Genomic DNA, 16621 nt, shown 5'->3' with positions numbered 1-16621 from the left:
TCGCTGCCATCTGTAAAACAGCTCATAGTAGGTTTCGATACTCGTCTTTTTCATCCCGCAACTTTAGCTCAGAATTCAAAGCGCATCAAGATGCAGTTCGTCAGAGGGATACAATCTTCTAATATAAAGAGTAGGTAAAGAGGAAAAATGACCCCATAATATTTAAAAAATACTTTTATCCTGGTATTTTTTTAAAGCCCAAAAATTTTGATTTGAGGTGATTAAAGGCAATTTATTCGTCTTTCAGCACATGCTAAGCGGGTATGGTTGGCAGTTTTCGTTTATACAGTATGAAATCCAAGTTGCCATTATTATCAGTAATACTTTGCCGTGGGTGTTCCGTACCGGTCCTGTATTCGATCCGATAGCGCCTGCGGAAAGCGTGGTTGATTTAGCATTCTTGTGAAGCTCGACAACAATCTTCTTAAATTTCTTGTCTAAACTTCTACTTTTCATATCTTTCATTAATTCTAAGTTAAGGGGCTTAACTTACTGTCCAATCAAATGTAGCAGCTCCAATTGGCAGGTTTAATCCTGCAAACGGACTTAATTGTAACATGCTTATAATAAAGCGTTTAATTTATTGGCTAGCCTTGGGAATCATTCTTAAGTATCTGGTTATTATTGTATTTTTTAGTTTTTAGAATGATTCTTGTTTTTCTAGCATCTACTTCTGGATAAAGACAAAGACTCCTTTTTTATTAGAAGTCACAATATCGATTTTCCCGTCATTATTTAGATCACCCGTCGAAATCTGTCTCCCCACCCCCGAGTCATCATCGATCATGTAAGGGACAAATTCTACCGAACCATCCGTATGTCTTACGGTTTTGAACCAGTACAAAACTGCCGGATCTTCAGCACCTGGATCACGCCCATTATGAGCATAATAGGATTTACCTGTAATTATATCCAGTATGCCGTCATTATCTAGATCTGCAACCGTCAAAGCGTGCAATTGACTAAAAAATACCCCATAGGGATTATCTTCAGACCTATCGGTCATTATTATATGCTCCTTAAAGTGAATCTCGGATTTATCCCCTATTTGCTCATGCCAGGAAAGCCCATATCCATGACCGTCCATGGACGTAACCACGTCATTATCGCCATCACCATCGATATCAAAAGCGTACATTTGAGCTCCTCCCGTTCCTGGGGAAAATGGATATTGATGATACTTCCACAGAGAAGATCTGTCCCAATTCTTGGGCTGTTCCCACCATCCGCTTCTTTCAACAATGTCCGGCAGGCCATCCCCATTGATGTCTCCAGAACCCAATCCGTGGGAATACACAGGAAAACGTTTAGGGTCCACTTCAGAAATAGGAAGAACAAGCCAATCTTCCCCATTATCTTTGCAGGGGATACCAAGGACCAATCGTCCTTCACTGAAAGCGAGAAGTTCCTTTTTATCATCTCCGATTATGTTCACCAAAACTGGAGACTCATGGCAAACATTCGCCAGGGCGTTCAAGTACTGTGGTTCTCCCACGATTTCATCTATAGGTATCGATATCTTACCAGGGTCCTTGATCCATTTGCTATCTGTCCCCGGAAGACCTACTTGAAGGATATCTATCCATCGGTTTCCATCAATATGTGAAGGGAATGTAAAAAAGTTAGTAGAATACCCTTCCAGACCCGGACCGATAATCGGAAAATATTTTACCGGTGCATAGGCATACGCCTTCTTGAAGTCCGGACCTTTCCACCATAGGGGACCTGCCACAATATCCATATGCCCATCCATATTTATATCGCCCATCGATGCCCCCTCGGAAACATACCTGTCCAACAAGTGTACCTTATCAAAAGTTACTGTTTTTGGTGGCACTCCGATTACCTGGCCCCATAAAATGGACTGCGGAACCAGTAAAAAGCATGGTAAAATTGATAAAATGTGTTTAAAATGTATCATCGAGTTTCTAATTCTATTTTAATGTTTTTATATATGCCAAGAGGTCAGAAACCTGTTCGTCCGAGTAATTATCTATCAGACCTTTGGGCATAAAAGAACGACCTTCCAAATAACCTTCGAATCTAATTTCCAAAGCTTGGACAAACTGTTTACTGCCCCCCATAAACCCAATGGTGGTGCCTCTTTCATCTTTTTTGACTAGGTATCCCTCTATATTGCTTCCGTCATTCTTGGTAACCCGATAGACAGAATAATTACTTTCTACTGCTGCATCAGGTTCAAGGATTGCGGTCAACAGGGCCTCATTTTCGCGTAAAGCCGATCCATCCAAAGCAGGAGCGAAATCAAATCCCTGATCGCCTACACCATGGCACAAAAGACAGGTTTGGAAAAGAGTCTTACCATTTTTCGGGTTTCCTTCTCCCCTATCCGCAATAGCCATAAATCGCTGTAAATTAGACTCTAATTCACTTTTCTCCACCTTGATTCGTTTTTTCACCAACTCGAAAAGTTGTATTCCCTTTTCATCGGCTGTGTTGGATTGAAATACTTTTTCTGCACTTGAAAGATCGAATTCGTTGGCACTGATTAATTCCTCACCGAGCAACTGTTTTAATAGCTTGCTACCTTCTTTAGAATTGGCCATTAGGTTGATGACTTTTTTCTTTTGTTCCAAATCCAACTTAGGTACCCAGATAGCCAAAATGTTATTAGCGGCCTTTAAATCAACAATTGCAACAGTTTGAATAGAAGAAGCTCTTTGTTCAATATCCAAAGTTTCCATTCCTGCAAGTTTGATGAATGTTTCTTTGTTTTCTACAGGCTGGTTTTTAAGTGCGGAAATGACCAATCTGATCATTTCGGGGGGAGAAGCCTCATCTACCAATGGCAATACCTCATTTCTCAAGCCTTGGATATTTAATTTTCCAACGGCTTCCAATCCTAACATCTGCTTCGGGCGGTCCCCACTTTTCAATAAATATTTTATAGGTCTATTCAACGCCTTTGTCAATTCCTTTGATTGCACTGTGGACAGATTTTTTAGGGTGAGCGAAACATTTGCCACTGCCTTATTTTCATTTTCTAAGATTGGCAGAACAATGTTTAATACATTCCTGTTGTCCAGCATTCCCGCTACAAGTACGAATGTCACCTCATCCAAATCCTTCTTGTTGGTTTTCTTCCATAAATCTACAAAGACTTGTTCCCTTTCTTCTTTTGGCAGTGCCTGACTTGCCCATATTAAATTAGAGATGTCGTATTGGACAGCTTTAGGAGATCGAATAAACACCGATAGTTCCTTTGGATAGTTCTCTAGAGCCTTTCTGGCAAGAAATCTTTCAAAATTTCGTTCATAGGAACCTCCCATCGCATTTCCTTCTAGAGGTTCCTTACAGGCTGCGACTAATAGGCCAATGGTCTCTGTATTAGCTATTTTTACCGCTTCCAAAGTCCTTAACACTTCAGACCTAATCATTGGATTGCTGTCTGAGGATAGCTTTGTAAGTAAAGATGCAAGTTCATCAGCACTTAAGGAAAAGGATTGTAAAGAGCGGACAGCCTCTCTTCTCAGGTTATCGGGTCGGCTTGCCAATAAGGCTTTTATTAACGAATGGTCGTAATGCTTTATTCCTTCCAAGGACCAAAGCGCCATTATACGGGTTTCCTCATCTTGCGAACTATCGGAGGCAAGTGATATAAGATCTTTGGCCAGCTGGCGAGTCTCTGCATTAGGACGGTCGCTAATCTGGTGCCATGCGGCCCTTTTTGCCCAAATAGAGGGAGATTTAAGATATGCTACAAGCTCAGTTGTTTTTACTTCAAAAAAATTAGGGATAGGCCACGGCTTTTGAGATTTATGGCTGATCCGCCAAATACGTCCATGTGATTTATCTCGGTCAGGGTGCGTGGTAGCTACTTCATTATGGGAAACTATTTTGTTGTACCAATCGGCAATATATAAGCTCCCATCTGGGCCAAACTCCATATTAACAGGTCTAAACCAATCGTCTTCTGAGGTTAAAAAATCCGGTAAATGTTCAGCAGTCACGGTACCATCACTATTGCGTACGATTCTAACGGCGTTGATAGAACTGGTAATGGGATTTGCAATGAAAGCCACATCTTTCCATTCCTCGGGGAAGGTCCCTTCTAGGTCGTCCGCAAAAGCAACTCCCGAAATACCGGTTCCCCCTACACGAAATTTATGCAATTCCGGCATCCAAGGCTGGTATGAACGTAGACGTTCGCTGCCTATACCCGGAAAACCGGTTCCTATTTCCATGGGAACGATGGAAAAACCCAAGTCATTGGCCTCTATCCCATACCATTGTCCATTTCCCCTAAGCTTATAGCCCCAAATATTATTCAGCCCGGAATTGACTAGTTCTATCCTTTTCGAGTCCAAGGAGAAACGTGCAATTTTACTGAAATCTATGCGAACCTTAGCATCGCTCACAAGCGAACTTACCTCGCCCTTGTTCAAAGCTCCATGGCTAAAATGGATCCAATCCCCAGGACCACGAACAAGTACGTGTGCCATGGTGTGTGTATCTGTAATACCAAATCCAGTGAACAAAGGCGTTCGTTTGTCTGCCTTTCCATCCTTATCCGTATCCTCCAAGAAAAAGAGTTCGGAACCTTGGGCAACATAAGCCCCGTTTTTATAGGGCATAATGCTTTGCGGTATAGTTAGTCCCTCCGCCCAAATATGGGTATTTACTTTATTTTTACCATAAAGACCGGAAAGCACCAGTATTTTATCGTCTCCTTTTGTCTTCCCCTTATATAGATCCAATATTCTCTTAAAGTTGGGATCTTTAAGCCTCGCTTCACTGTCATTTATCAAGTTCAACAAATCTTTTCCCTGGAGATTGGCAACTGGATCCAAGGGGTACATCTTAGCAGTCTGTGTCCACAACCTACCGGCATCGTCAAATGCCATATGGATAGGGTTGACAACACCGTCTCTTTCACTGGCCACCAGTTCCACAACGAAGCCTTCGGGAACCTGGAACCCGGCCAATTCCTTTTCTGGGGAAAATATTTCTGTCCTTAAGGACTGTGTCTTACGCTCGTAATCGGAGTATTCGTTTCCTGCAGCATCCCCAGTTTCGAAGATTGGTGACTTATCTTTACATCCTAGGCTGGTTAACACTATGACAAGGCCATATAAAAGTAATAACTTATTAAGTTTCATTTTTTGTTATTTAAATATTAATGATTTCCCTATTCTAAAGCTCGATAAAGTTTAAATTCGATTTTCACATTTCCGACACTGTTCAATACAATAACGCCCTTTGACGGAATTTCTGGGTTCTTTTCGAAATACTCGGCAGTCTTGACCCCATTGATATATAATTCGTGCTTGTATTCGATACCTCTAACAATGTAACTGTTACAACCATCCTCGTTCAGGAGATATTGTGCCTTATCAAGATCACCCCCAACAAGCTTGGTCGGTGCACGTCATAAATATCTCTTCAATACCCTTTTCCAGTATCTGCTCGGTATCCAATGATATTATTGCCTTCGATAATGAGCCCATATTGAATGCCGCTGTTGATCAAATCAGTATTTTAATCCCGGATCAAACTAAAAAGATCGCTAAATTCAAAATCTTCAAATGTTTTTTCCCAAATTTTATAACTATTTTAATAAACTTTATTTATCCCATCACCTCCTTTTAGAACACTTCAATAGTTAACCAAAGATTTTGATTAATTTTTCTTATTGTCACAATATAATATATATCCACAATATTTTGTTTTAGCAGGATATAGCTCTCCTGTCAAAACACTAACTGATCCATTAAGGCTAATATCCAAAAGTTATATTGAGTATTTTTAAGGTTCATTTTGTCGTGTTATTTGTAAGATTTTAACTATCAAGTATAACTTAATGACATTATTCTATTTATTTAATTCCAATATTACAATATCCTCATTGTTTCTTGCAATAATCAATCCTTCACGCCCGTTTGCAAGTCTTATCCATTTCATCTCTTTTACCTCCCCCTCCAACAAAATTCCGCTTTTAGTATGCTCAACTGTTGAAAATGAATTGTTTCCACCGTTCAAAAGTAAATAACCTTGACTAGCATCTTGCCTACCCACACTAGGCATAAAACCGTAAAAATTACCCGCGAGTATTATGTCTTTTAATCCGTCTTTATTTATATCCTTTGATTCTATACTCATTACGGGTGAAAAATTCGCCTCAATAGGCAACGCATGGGTATTAAACTTGTTATTCCCTATATTTTCTATATAAATGGATTGCAATTCAACTGCTTCCTTAATAATGGCACCATCCAATTGTTCCCGACTAAGTAATTTTTCCAAAGTAGTTCCCGAAAAGGAGTTGTAGGTAGGGAATTTTTTTTTGAAAAAATTCAATTGACTGCTTAACTTGTCTTTTGTTGCTAAGGGGTATTCTTTGCCATCAACATAATAGGTCATTATAGGATCAAGACTTCCATTATTATCGAAATCCTTGAGATATATCCTAACCGGCTCATCATGAGTTGCTTTTAATCTAGTATTCAAACCAAAATTACCTGCAACCAGATCTATATCGCCATCATTATCAAAATCACCTGATATTATACAGTTCCACCAGCCATTAGTTTTTTCAATTGAGCTCATGGATGAAGTCGTAAACTTGCCTTTTTGGTTTTTTATGAAAGTAATTGGCATCCAATCTCCCACAACAGCAAGATCTAACCAGCCATCGGCATCGAAGTCTACCCAAACAGCATCGGTCACCATACCCATATAGGCGATTTCCTTAGGCAAAGGAACTTCGGTGAAATTTCCGTAACCATCATTTTGCAAAAGATAACTTTTCGGAGATACTCCGTAATTGCCAGCAATTACCCTACTTCCTATAAAAAGGTCTAAGTCTCCATCTTTATCATAATCGGCGGGTATTACGCATGAACTATTTGCAAATATTTTTGGAAGTCCATCCTTTTTTCTTGTGAAATTTCCTTTACCGTTGTTCAGATACAGGCGATCCATAAGGGGCAATTCACCATTTTTATACTCATTTCCTGCAGAGGCAACATAAAGATCTAAATTAGAATCACCGTCTGCATCGAAAAAAATAGCATCCACACCTTCGTACAAACTGTCTTTTTCAAATGCCTCTTGATAGATTTCATAAAAACTACCATCTTTTTGCTGAATGAATAAACGATCTTTAAAGTTTTGAGCATTTGTCAAAAACACGTCTTCTAGACCATCATTATTAACATCACCTATAGAAATACCAGGACCTTCTGAAGAAAATCTTCTTAAATTCAGATTTTCATGAAATACTTCGTTAAAATCATTTTCTTGATGGCTATATTGAAAAGGAACGGTATCTAGATAATGAAAAAATCGCTTATTTTCTTCAATATGTATTGTCTTGGAATAATAATCACCACTTGCATCGCCCTCATCTACTGTCAATATTTGACCTGTATCAACATTATCAAGGAATTGATAGCTACCTCTTGGCCAAATCACCCATAAGGAATCCACTTGTTTTAATGTCCCTAAACCAAAATGCAAAATTTGACTTACAGAAGACAGAAATCCCCGTACCGGATACTGTTCCTGATAATAGGTCTTACCTTTATTTTTAATAATAACTTTTGTTCCAATACCCATGGAATTAAAATCCTTTCCCTTCAACGCAATTTTTAAATAGGTTTGATCGGGCTGCTTTTCATTAATCTTATTTTCAAATAGAAATGCACTTTCATTTATATTATTGACTATTAATTCCAAATCCCCATCATTATCTAAATCAGAATATGCAGCACCATTTGAGTATGAAGGAATCTTCAGACCCCAATTATTGGTTATATCTTCAAAGTATTCCCCATTTTTATTTATATACGCTTTGTTGGATATTTTTAACTGAGGCATTAATGCTATTAACCGTTGTGACATTAAGGAATCTTTGAGGTCAATGATGGATCGAACCGCGTTGTTAGAAGTATAGTTTAAATAATCCAAGTCATTTGGCCTTCGATATATTCCATTGGTAATATATAAGTCCTTATACCCATCGTTGTTCAAGTCGGCAAATAATGGAGACCAACTCCAATCAGTTGCTGAAACTCCCATAATCGGTGCAACATCAGAAAAAATACCATTCCGGTTTAATTGAAGAGTATTTCTTGATAACTGTGGTGCATATCCTTTGTTTAAGATTATCTCCCGCAAATTATAATCATCTTCAGCCATTGATTTCTGAAGTACTTCCGGTAATTCAGGCAGCATATCGAGCGTTATAATATCTGGAAGGCCATCATTATTTACATCATTAATATCATTCCCCATGGAATATTTACTGCTGTGACCGATCCACTTAGAATGTACATCATTGAATGTCCCATCTCCGTTATTGATATAGAGGTAATCGTTTTCGTGAAAATCATTTGAAATGTATAAATCAGGCCAACCATCATTGTTGATATCCGATGCTGCCACTCCTAGACCAAATCCGACAGGGCTGGATTGGATTCCAGCATCAAAGGTAACATCGGTAAATGTCAACTCCCCTTTATCTAAATTATTCCTCAATAATCTATCACCGCTCATCGTGTCAAATTTGTTCATTATTTTATTTCGTGACACATAGGAATTGATTGTATGGATGGCGTGATTAAGCAGATACATGTCTAAATCTCCGTCTCTGTCATAATCGAAAAACAAAGCTTGTGTCGAAAATGTACTGAAATCTAGGCCATAAGTGGAAGCTGCTTCTGTGAATGTTCCATCTCCATTGTTCAAGAATAATTCGTTTTTCCCAGTCTTACCTTGATAATTACCTAAGTTGCAAACATAGATGTCAAGAAATCCGTCTCCATTTATATCTACCATAGTGCAGCCAGTGGACCAATCATATTGCCCACCGACGCCTGCTTTTTCTGTAATATCCTCAAATCCCAAATCTCCCTTATTGAGGAATAACCTGTTTGATTCAAGATTGGAAGTGAAAAAGATATCATCTAATCCGTCATTGTTGATATCGCCTACAGATACACCTCCACCGTTATAGTAGTATGGGTAATTCAAAATATTAAAATCAGAATCTTCGGTCAAATTATTTTGAAAATCCAACCCAGTTTCAGATGAATTTGTAAGTACAAAATTTCGGTGGTAGTGCTCTTTTCCACATCCACCAAAAAAGCCTAGAATAACAATATGTGATATGCAACAGTAATACTTAAACATTTCTATTTAATTCTAAAGATTTTTAAGCGTTTCACGATATTATTTAAAGCTTCTACAATTATTTTCCTGATAAACCATGGTTATAACTTTGGACACAACATCGGTTTGAGAAGGCAACACCTTTGACAAGAAAACACCTTTAAAATTCTCAATGCGATCAATCCAATAATATCCATAGTTATGCACTTTATTTTTTCAAATTATTTTTGCATGGACTTTATAAATGCTAGAAAAAATCGCTAAATGGTCTATTATCGATGATAGCAGTTAGTCCCATCATGGGCACTGCTATCGCAGCCAGAAAACCAGTAGCACCTCCACCGGTTCCATCTGCATTTATGTATTCCCTAAATTCATATTTAACCAGATTGGCCACCAACTCTTCCGCAATCTCTAAAGCAAAACCCGGATTTTGATCGGCAATGGCTGGCAGCACCCATCCAGTGCCAACTGTCCAGAAACCACCGTTCGTGTAACTTCCCACTTCTGAAGGAAAAAAATGTCGTTGCCATCCTTCCGGTTCCGCAATTTGTCGGGTAAATCCCTTCATGAAAATCGCTTCTCTGTTTTTGTAATAATATTCTGCAATAGTCTTTTGTTTATCGGGTTCAACTAACCAATAAGCGAGTCCATTACCCCAAACATTTATTTGATGGCAATCTTTGGAGCCTGCAAAAAAAGCCCCCTGTTCTTTATCATATAAACGGTATAGATTATTAAATATACCTTCTGATAATAGGGTCCATTTGTTAATCTCTGATTCATCAATATGACCCTTAAATAAACGAACAGCCCTTTTAAGGCCAAAATGAAGAACCAAACTACTCATTAGTTCGAAACCGGTAATAGCTTCCGGGTCATGAAATCCAAAGCCGACTCTAGGATGTTGCGGATCAACATATGACAATCCGCAGGAGAAGGAAACATCATCAATACTTCTTTTGAATATTTTTGCCCAATCCGTTTTTCTGGGAATATTTGCTCCCCATTTTTCTAAATTATCAATTAAGCGAATCCAAGCCGCAGGTAGGTGTATGGGCATTTTACTTGCATGGGGGCGGTTTAAACCTCCAGGTAGCATAATTGGCATTCCGTCTACTTCTACACGATCGGGAAAATATTGTAAATCGACAATGCTGGTTGTCAGAAATTTTACAATTCGGTCTAATTCCTCCTGCTCGTAAAGCCCACCTTTCATAATTAAAGGATACAAAAAATCATCGGGCCAAATTCCACGATAAGTTTCACTAACGCACGGTGAATGTAACAAGAGGTTATCATCGAATAGCACCTTCGACTGTTCAAATGAACTAACCAAATGTTTCCTTAGAGTCTCTAGTAAATCAGCAAATTGATTTTTTTCATTGTTGTTACTAGCAAGCATGCTAAAAGGTGAGATAGTAACTATGGTTCCTGCAATTCCTGAAGAGGCAATGAAAGATCGTCTATCCATACTTTTTTATTTAATTTGTCAATTTTTTCGCTTTCAAAATTTATATTCAATATAATTCAGTCGTCAATTAAGTCCATAAAAGCTCCTGCTCCAGAAAACTCCTTCAGTACCCAATTCTGAAACTTTAAAACTGTCTCGTTCAATTTGAACGCCAAAACCATTATCTAGTTTACCATCCCCATTCCAATCGATCTGCGGTTTACTTATGAGTTCAACAGATTTTCTTCTTAGAATCCAAATACCATATAATTCTCATTTATTTAGAAGCTTTTGAGTATTGAGAGAACAAGAAATGTTTGTTAATGAATAGCGACACAACTTTTGTATCGTCTCTTTACATTTTCAAATAAATCCGTCTTTTATTATTCCACCATTTTTAATATCCCGGATTTTGAACCAATGTTGGATTACCACCATCATCCCTAGTGATATCAATCTGGTTGGAAGGAATTGGAAGAAAATCAGAAGTAAAAGTTCCCAAGGCTGTTAACAAAGGACGGTCTTCTGTTTTAAAATAATTTAGGATGGTTTCTTTCGCAATGCCCCATCGCACCAGATCATACCATCGAAAGCCCTCAAGTGCCAATTCCAATCTTCTTTCATGCCGCACTGCTTTACGTGCAAAATCCTGGTTTGGAAATGTAGTATAAGGTTCAATTACATAGTTGGCTGAAGGTGTTCCATCGGCAAAACGAACAACTTTGCCATTTTTTGCCCGGTTACGTATCCTGTTCACCAAATCCAACGCAGTACCCAAGTCATTTTCCTCAACAGCTACTTCGGCCCTTAACAGAAGAATATCGGCATATCTGTGTATGCTATAGTTTATACTTGATGTTCCAATAAATGAGCCCCCGTCAACCTCGGCCTTAGTGGGTAAAAACTTCTTAGCCCTGTAAGGTCCATAAGTAAATTGATCCACTACATAATTTTTTCCCGGAAATAGATTGGGATCGCCAGGAATTAAACTGATTTTAAAATCGAGAAACGGTATTCCTCTTCTAGCTACAGTAAAGTCAAGTCTTGGATCCAAATTATCGGTTGGAGGCGTATAAGGTTGGGCAGTTTCTAAACCTTGATCATTGCCAAGGTCTATGTCATCATAGGTATCCAATAATGGTAATCCATTAGTATCGGTCTTATGTGCATTAACCAAATTTTGGGAAGGTTGTAAAAAACCACAGCACCCATGTAATTGGGCTATTCCATTCACTAATCTTCCATTTAATTCACCCTGTCTACTAAGTGATTGAATCTGGAAAATAAATTCAGTATTGGTAATATCCTTTTCGTAATCCATTACAAAATTATCATTATAATTATCGAATAATTTGTATCTGCCACTATTGATAATAGCGTCCAACAAGGGCTTAGCATTAGCAAAATCACCTTTGTCCATATACAATTTTGCCAAGGATGCCTGTGCTGCGGAACGATGTGCTCTACCTACTTGGGTTGGATTAAGCGGAAGATTCTCTATTGCAAATTTGTAATCTGCTTCGATTTCTGGAAAAATATCGTGATCATTGGGAACGCGGAAATCTGTCACCGTTTCATCGATATAGGGTATCCGATTAAAATACCTTCTTCCATAGTGATGGTAATGCGCCCTTAAAAAACGAGCCTCACCTGCTATTCTGTTTTGATCCGCATCGCTCAAACCTTCGGCCATCGATAGAATTTGAAGAACGGAATTGGAGCGTGCTACCCCTTCATAAATAGAACCCCATAAGGCATCCATATATGGACTGCTAGGTGACATCTGTCCCTGCTCCAATAAATTCATATCAGGTTGATCCCCTATAGTAGAACCCTTCAAAGCGTTATCGGAAGCTACTTCTCCGTACAACCAATTAGTATGGTCATTTTGCCAACCTAAATTGGTTGCACCGCCGGTATGACCGTCCAAACCTCCGTAGGCAGCTAATAACAGGGCATCAAGTCCATTTACAGAAGCTAGAACGTTAGGAGTCAGGACACCTTTTGGGCTGACATCTAAATAATCTTCCGAACAGCCTAGTAGTAAGGTAAATACAAAAGTTGCCGCAGCAAGGCTTTTAAGTAAATTATTTCGTTTTCTCATTTTTTTAGTTTTTTAATATTATAGTGATGCTTGGATTCCTAATAGAAAAGACCGGGGTACAATATATGTACCTCCTCTATCCACACCTAGTTCCAAACCCCCATTTTCACCAATTTCAGGGTCTATACCACTATAATTTGTAATGGTAAATAAATTTTGACCTTGCAAATAAATTCTAAGCTTTTCGATACCGAGGCCTATTTTAGGAAAGGTATATCCGATTTGGATGGTTTGTAATCTAACATATGATCCATCTTCTACATAATAGCTTGACGCCTGTAAATTACTATTCGACGTATTCAAATTGAATTCAGCCAAGGAATTGGAAGGGTTATCAGGTCTCCAAGCGTCCAAGACCCTAGTGCTTCTGTTCACTCCCGATCTAAATTGAAAGTCCGTAAAAAGCTTAGAATATGCCCATATATCATTCCCCTGAGAACCCCTAATAAATGCAGTAAAATCAAGATTTCTATAGTTTGCTGTGAGATTTAGGCTAAAGGTAAAATCGGGATGAGGACTACCTATAAAATCTTGATCTTTAAAATTGATAATGCCATTATTATCTAGGTCACGGAAATTAAAATTACCTGCTTTGTCTCCCTCTTGAATTACACCATCTACAATAAGGCCATAGAAAGAACCAATCTCTCTACCAACCGCCGTCCGGGCAGCTATGACATTAGGATTGCCACCTGGACCTTGCAAAAAGGATTCTGGATTTCCATCTAGGTCCAATACACTATTTTTATACGCCGATACAATTCCTGACACACCCACATCCAAGGCGCCCACATTGCCGTTGTAGGCTAAACTCAAATCTATTCCTTTGTTCTGAATCTCACCTAAATTCACAAAAGATGGGGAAGCGATACCTGCTGAGAGAGGTGCTGGTGGTTGTAAGAGCAAATCTTTGGTTCTCCGGTCGTACCATTCAACCGATCCGGAAAATTTATAATCAAAAAGTGAAAAGTCCAACCCAATGTTGAGCGTTTGCGAACTTTCCCATTTTAAATTAGGATTTCCTCTGCTCAATAATGCTATTCCATTGGCCGGATTTCCGCTGTTAGAGGCCGTTATGTCATAGCCAGTCGACGTAAAGTTAGGGTCTTGTGAGAAGTTTGGAAAATAACTAAAATTCCCCAAACTATTTTGATTGCCTACAGCTCCCCATCCTGCTCTTAATTTTACAAGGTTTATGAAAGAATTATCCAACAAAAAATTTTCTCCGGAGATAATCCAGCCTGCCCCGAAAGAAGGAAACACATCAAAGCGTCTATTGGGGCCTAAAGCAGATGAACCGTCACGACGTATCGTAGCATTTATGAAATATTTATCTTTGTATGTATAATCCAATTTCCCGAATACGGAAGCCAATTTACGACCCGTGCCACTGCCATTAACACTAAGTGTTTTACCAGAAGTATTTATTGAAACAAAATCTAAGTCCTCGGTAAAAAAATTGGTTCCGGAAAAGCTTATATAAGCACCTACTATTTCAATCGCCTCTGTACCTACAAGAAGCCCAATATTATGACTCCCAAAGTTCTTTAAGTAGTTTAAAGTATTAGTCCAGGTAAGGGCAGTCTGCCAACTTGAATTTTCATTTAATGAGTTGCCCGGATTGCCCCCCTCCACATTTTCTGGATTGAAATTCGAATTATTGCTTTGGATATAGTCAATAGCAATACTTGATTTAAAAGTGAGATCTGATACGATATCTGCTTCTAAAAAGGCGTTTCCAAAAATACGCCACCCTCTGCCTATAGTATTTTTGCGTCGAATTAGATTGGCTACGGGATTAACGACATTAGTCTGCAAACCCAGAATACCGTTTAAGGTACCTCCAAAGTTACCTCCTTCGTCATAAACAGGTATTAAAGGATGATATGTTTGTCTGTCAGCACCAATACCTCCAAGACCATTATTCTCGGAATAAGCTATCGTTAAATTCTCACCCAACCGTAGACGATTTTTTAAAATTGAGAACTCAGTATTCAATCGCGTACTATAGCGTTGATAACTGTTTTCTATCAAGGTGCCTTCTCGGTTCAGATAACCAAAGGACAACCCATATCTACCAGTTTCGCCCCCCCCCTGTACACTTAAATTATGGCTATGGCCAAATGCGGGTCGAGAAATAGCATCATACCAATCAGTGTCCGCTGAACGCATAATACGATTAGTTTTTGAATCATAGGGTATAGTGGGATCCCCATTTATAAATTCAGGAATTACAGGGTTAGGGCCATTACCATAAATTGGATGACTAGGCGCAAAGTTAGACTCAACACTTGTACCTCTAACCGCCGCTCTTTGGCCTCTCCATTCCATTTCTCCCCATTGTCGAGCATTGAGTACATCTAGTTTTCCAGGATCAGTATCAAGTGTAAAATAACTGTTATAGGTTACTTTCGCAGGCTGTCCAAGCTTACCCTTTTTTGTGGTAATCAACACTACCCCATTTGCCGCACGAGCACCATAAATAGAGGCTGCGGAAGCATCTTTCAATACGGAAAGAGTTTCAATATCATCAGGATTAATGTCACTTAAGCCCCCACTTGATGGTGCTCCATCGATAATATACAATGGGCTTCTATTGCCAAAATTGCTCAATCCTCGAATTCGCACTTGGGCACCCCCTCCTGGATTGCCAGAAGTCGTTATATTTACCCCGGATATTTTACCTTGTAATTGCTGTTCCACGCTTGTCGCTGGATTTTTCACCAATTCATCAGCCTTAATAGTTGCTACCGAACCGGTAATTGATCTCTCAGATTGCCCTGTATAACCGGTAACGACAAATTCATCCAAAGAGGTTTCATCTTCCTTTAAGGTAACATCAATTGTAGACTGATTTCCAATAGTGATTTCTTGGACTTCATAGCCAACAAAAGAAAAAACCAACACAGCTCCTTCTGGGGCAGTCAAAGTGTAACTTCCATCTAATTCTGTTGCTGTACCTATTGTAGTTCCCTTCACCAAAACTGTAACCCCAGGAAGGGGTTGCCCAGTAGCATCTTTCACCACCCCCTTTACATTAATGTCTGCTTTTTGGACAACTTCAACGGCTTTATCTTCTGAGTTTCCTTTTTTGGCCTTCACATGAATATTCTCATTGACCTGTACAAAATTCAAATGGGTCTGCATGGCAACCACAACCAAAATATCGTAGAGCGATTTATTATTCTCCACGACCGTAATGGCTTGGCTCAGATCAACCAGATTATTCGTATAGGTAAACTTAAAATCCGTTTTGGATTCCACCTGCTTAAAAAACTGTGAAAGTGACTTCTCTTTAAGATTTAAAGAAACCTTCACTTCCTCAATGGTTTTCCGCTGGGCAATACCCGTGTTTGCAAATATGACGGTGCATAGAACTAGCTGAAACACGAAAGCATATATTAATCGTTTGGACAGCATAATCAGTTGTCTGCGTAAATTATATTCCATAATTTTAAATGGTTTAAGTGTAGAAATACTTGGACTAATGCCTCCCTCGGATTCCAATTTGATAGAGGCATTCACAGGGCAGGATCCTGTTCCGCCAAGAACAGTTCCTGCCTTCTTTGTTAACTGGTGTTAGTGTTGGCCTTTTTCATATTATTTTGGGTTGGTGATGGTTATTTGCTTTTTATCGATTTTAAAAGTCATTCCCGAAGTCATGCAGACTCCACGCAATACGTTTTCCAGCGTTTCGTCTTTATAGACACCGGAGTAGGTCCAATCCTTATCCGGGTTTCCTTTAAATGTTATTTGGACACCATACCAGAGTTCCAGCTTTTTCTTTACTTCCAAAAATTTGGCACTTTTGAATACCAGATAATTGTCCTTCCATCCGGTGACATCCATGGGGTCAAATCCTGTCTTGGAAAATTTTCCGTCTTTTTCCATGACTAGCATTTCATTGGGATCCAAGGTTACCTGATCTCCAT

General features: G+C 39.0%; 7 protein-coding genes. All 7 read right to left on the bottom strand.

Annotated elements, in window-relative coordinates:
* Positions 1-667: 667 nt before the first annotated feature.
* Entirely contained in the window at positions 668-1837 is a 1170-nt protein-coding gene (locus tag C4S61_RS20915; RefSeq protein ID WP_146064469.1) for an FG-GAP repeat domain-containing protein, read from the bottom strand.
* A gap of 97 nt (positions 1838-1934) precedes the next feature.
* Positions 1935-5120 (bottom strand): DUF7133 domain-containing protein, encoded by a 3186-nt coding sequence (locus C4S61_RS20910; protein WP_103926730.1) that lies wholly within the window; start codon positions 5118-5120, stop codon positions 1935-1937.
* Positions 5121-5832: 712 nt separating this feature from the next.
* A complete protein-coding gene (locus C4S61_RS20905; protein WP_103926729.1) occupies positions 5833-9153 on the bottom strand; it encodes a VCBS repeat-containing protein in 3321 nt (1106 codons plus the stop codon).
* A 226-nt stretch (positions 9154-9379) separates the two neighbouring features.
* On the bottom strand, positions 9380-10606 hold the full coding sequence (locus tag C4S61_RS20900) for a hypothetical protein (protein ID WP_103926728.1): 1227 nt from the start codon (positions 10604-10606) through the stop codon (positions 9380-9382).
* A gap of 376 nt (positions 10607-10982) precedes the next feature.
* Positions 10983-12689 carry a RagB/SusD family nutrient uptake outer membrane protein gene (locus C4S61_RS20895; protein ID WP_103926727.1) on the bottom strand — a complete coding sequence of 569 codons (1707 nt, stop codon included), beginning with the start codon at positions 12687-12689 and terminating at the stop codon, positions 10983-10985.
* Positions 12690-12707: 18 nt separating this feature from the next.
* The gene (locus tag C4S61_RS20890; RefSeq protein ID WP_103926726.1) at positions 12708-16139 is read right to left on the bottom strand and encodes a SusC/RagA family TonB-linked outer membrane protein; all 3432 of its coding nucleotides are present in this window, start codon (positions 16137-16139) and stop codon (positions 12708-12710) included.
* A 150-nt stretch (positions 16140-16289) separates the two neighbouring features.
* Positions 16290-16621 (bottom strand): FecR family protein (locus tag C4S61_RS20885; RefSeq protein WP_146064468.1); only part of this gene is annotated, 332 nt, incomplete at its 5' end.

It is taken from the genome of Algoriphagus boritolerans DSM 17298 = JCM 18970, from assembly GCF_900108085.1.
Lineage (GTDB): Bacteria > Bacteroidota > Bacteroidia > Cytophagales > Cyclobacteriaceae > Algoriphagus > Algoriphagus boritolerans.
The sequence above is the reverse complement of the archived record's forward strand: the minus strand, read 5'-3'. Positions and strand labels throughout refer to the sequence as shown.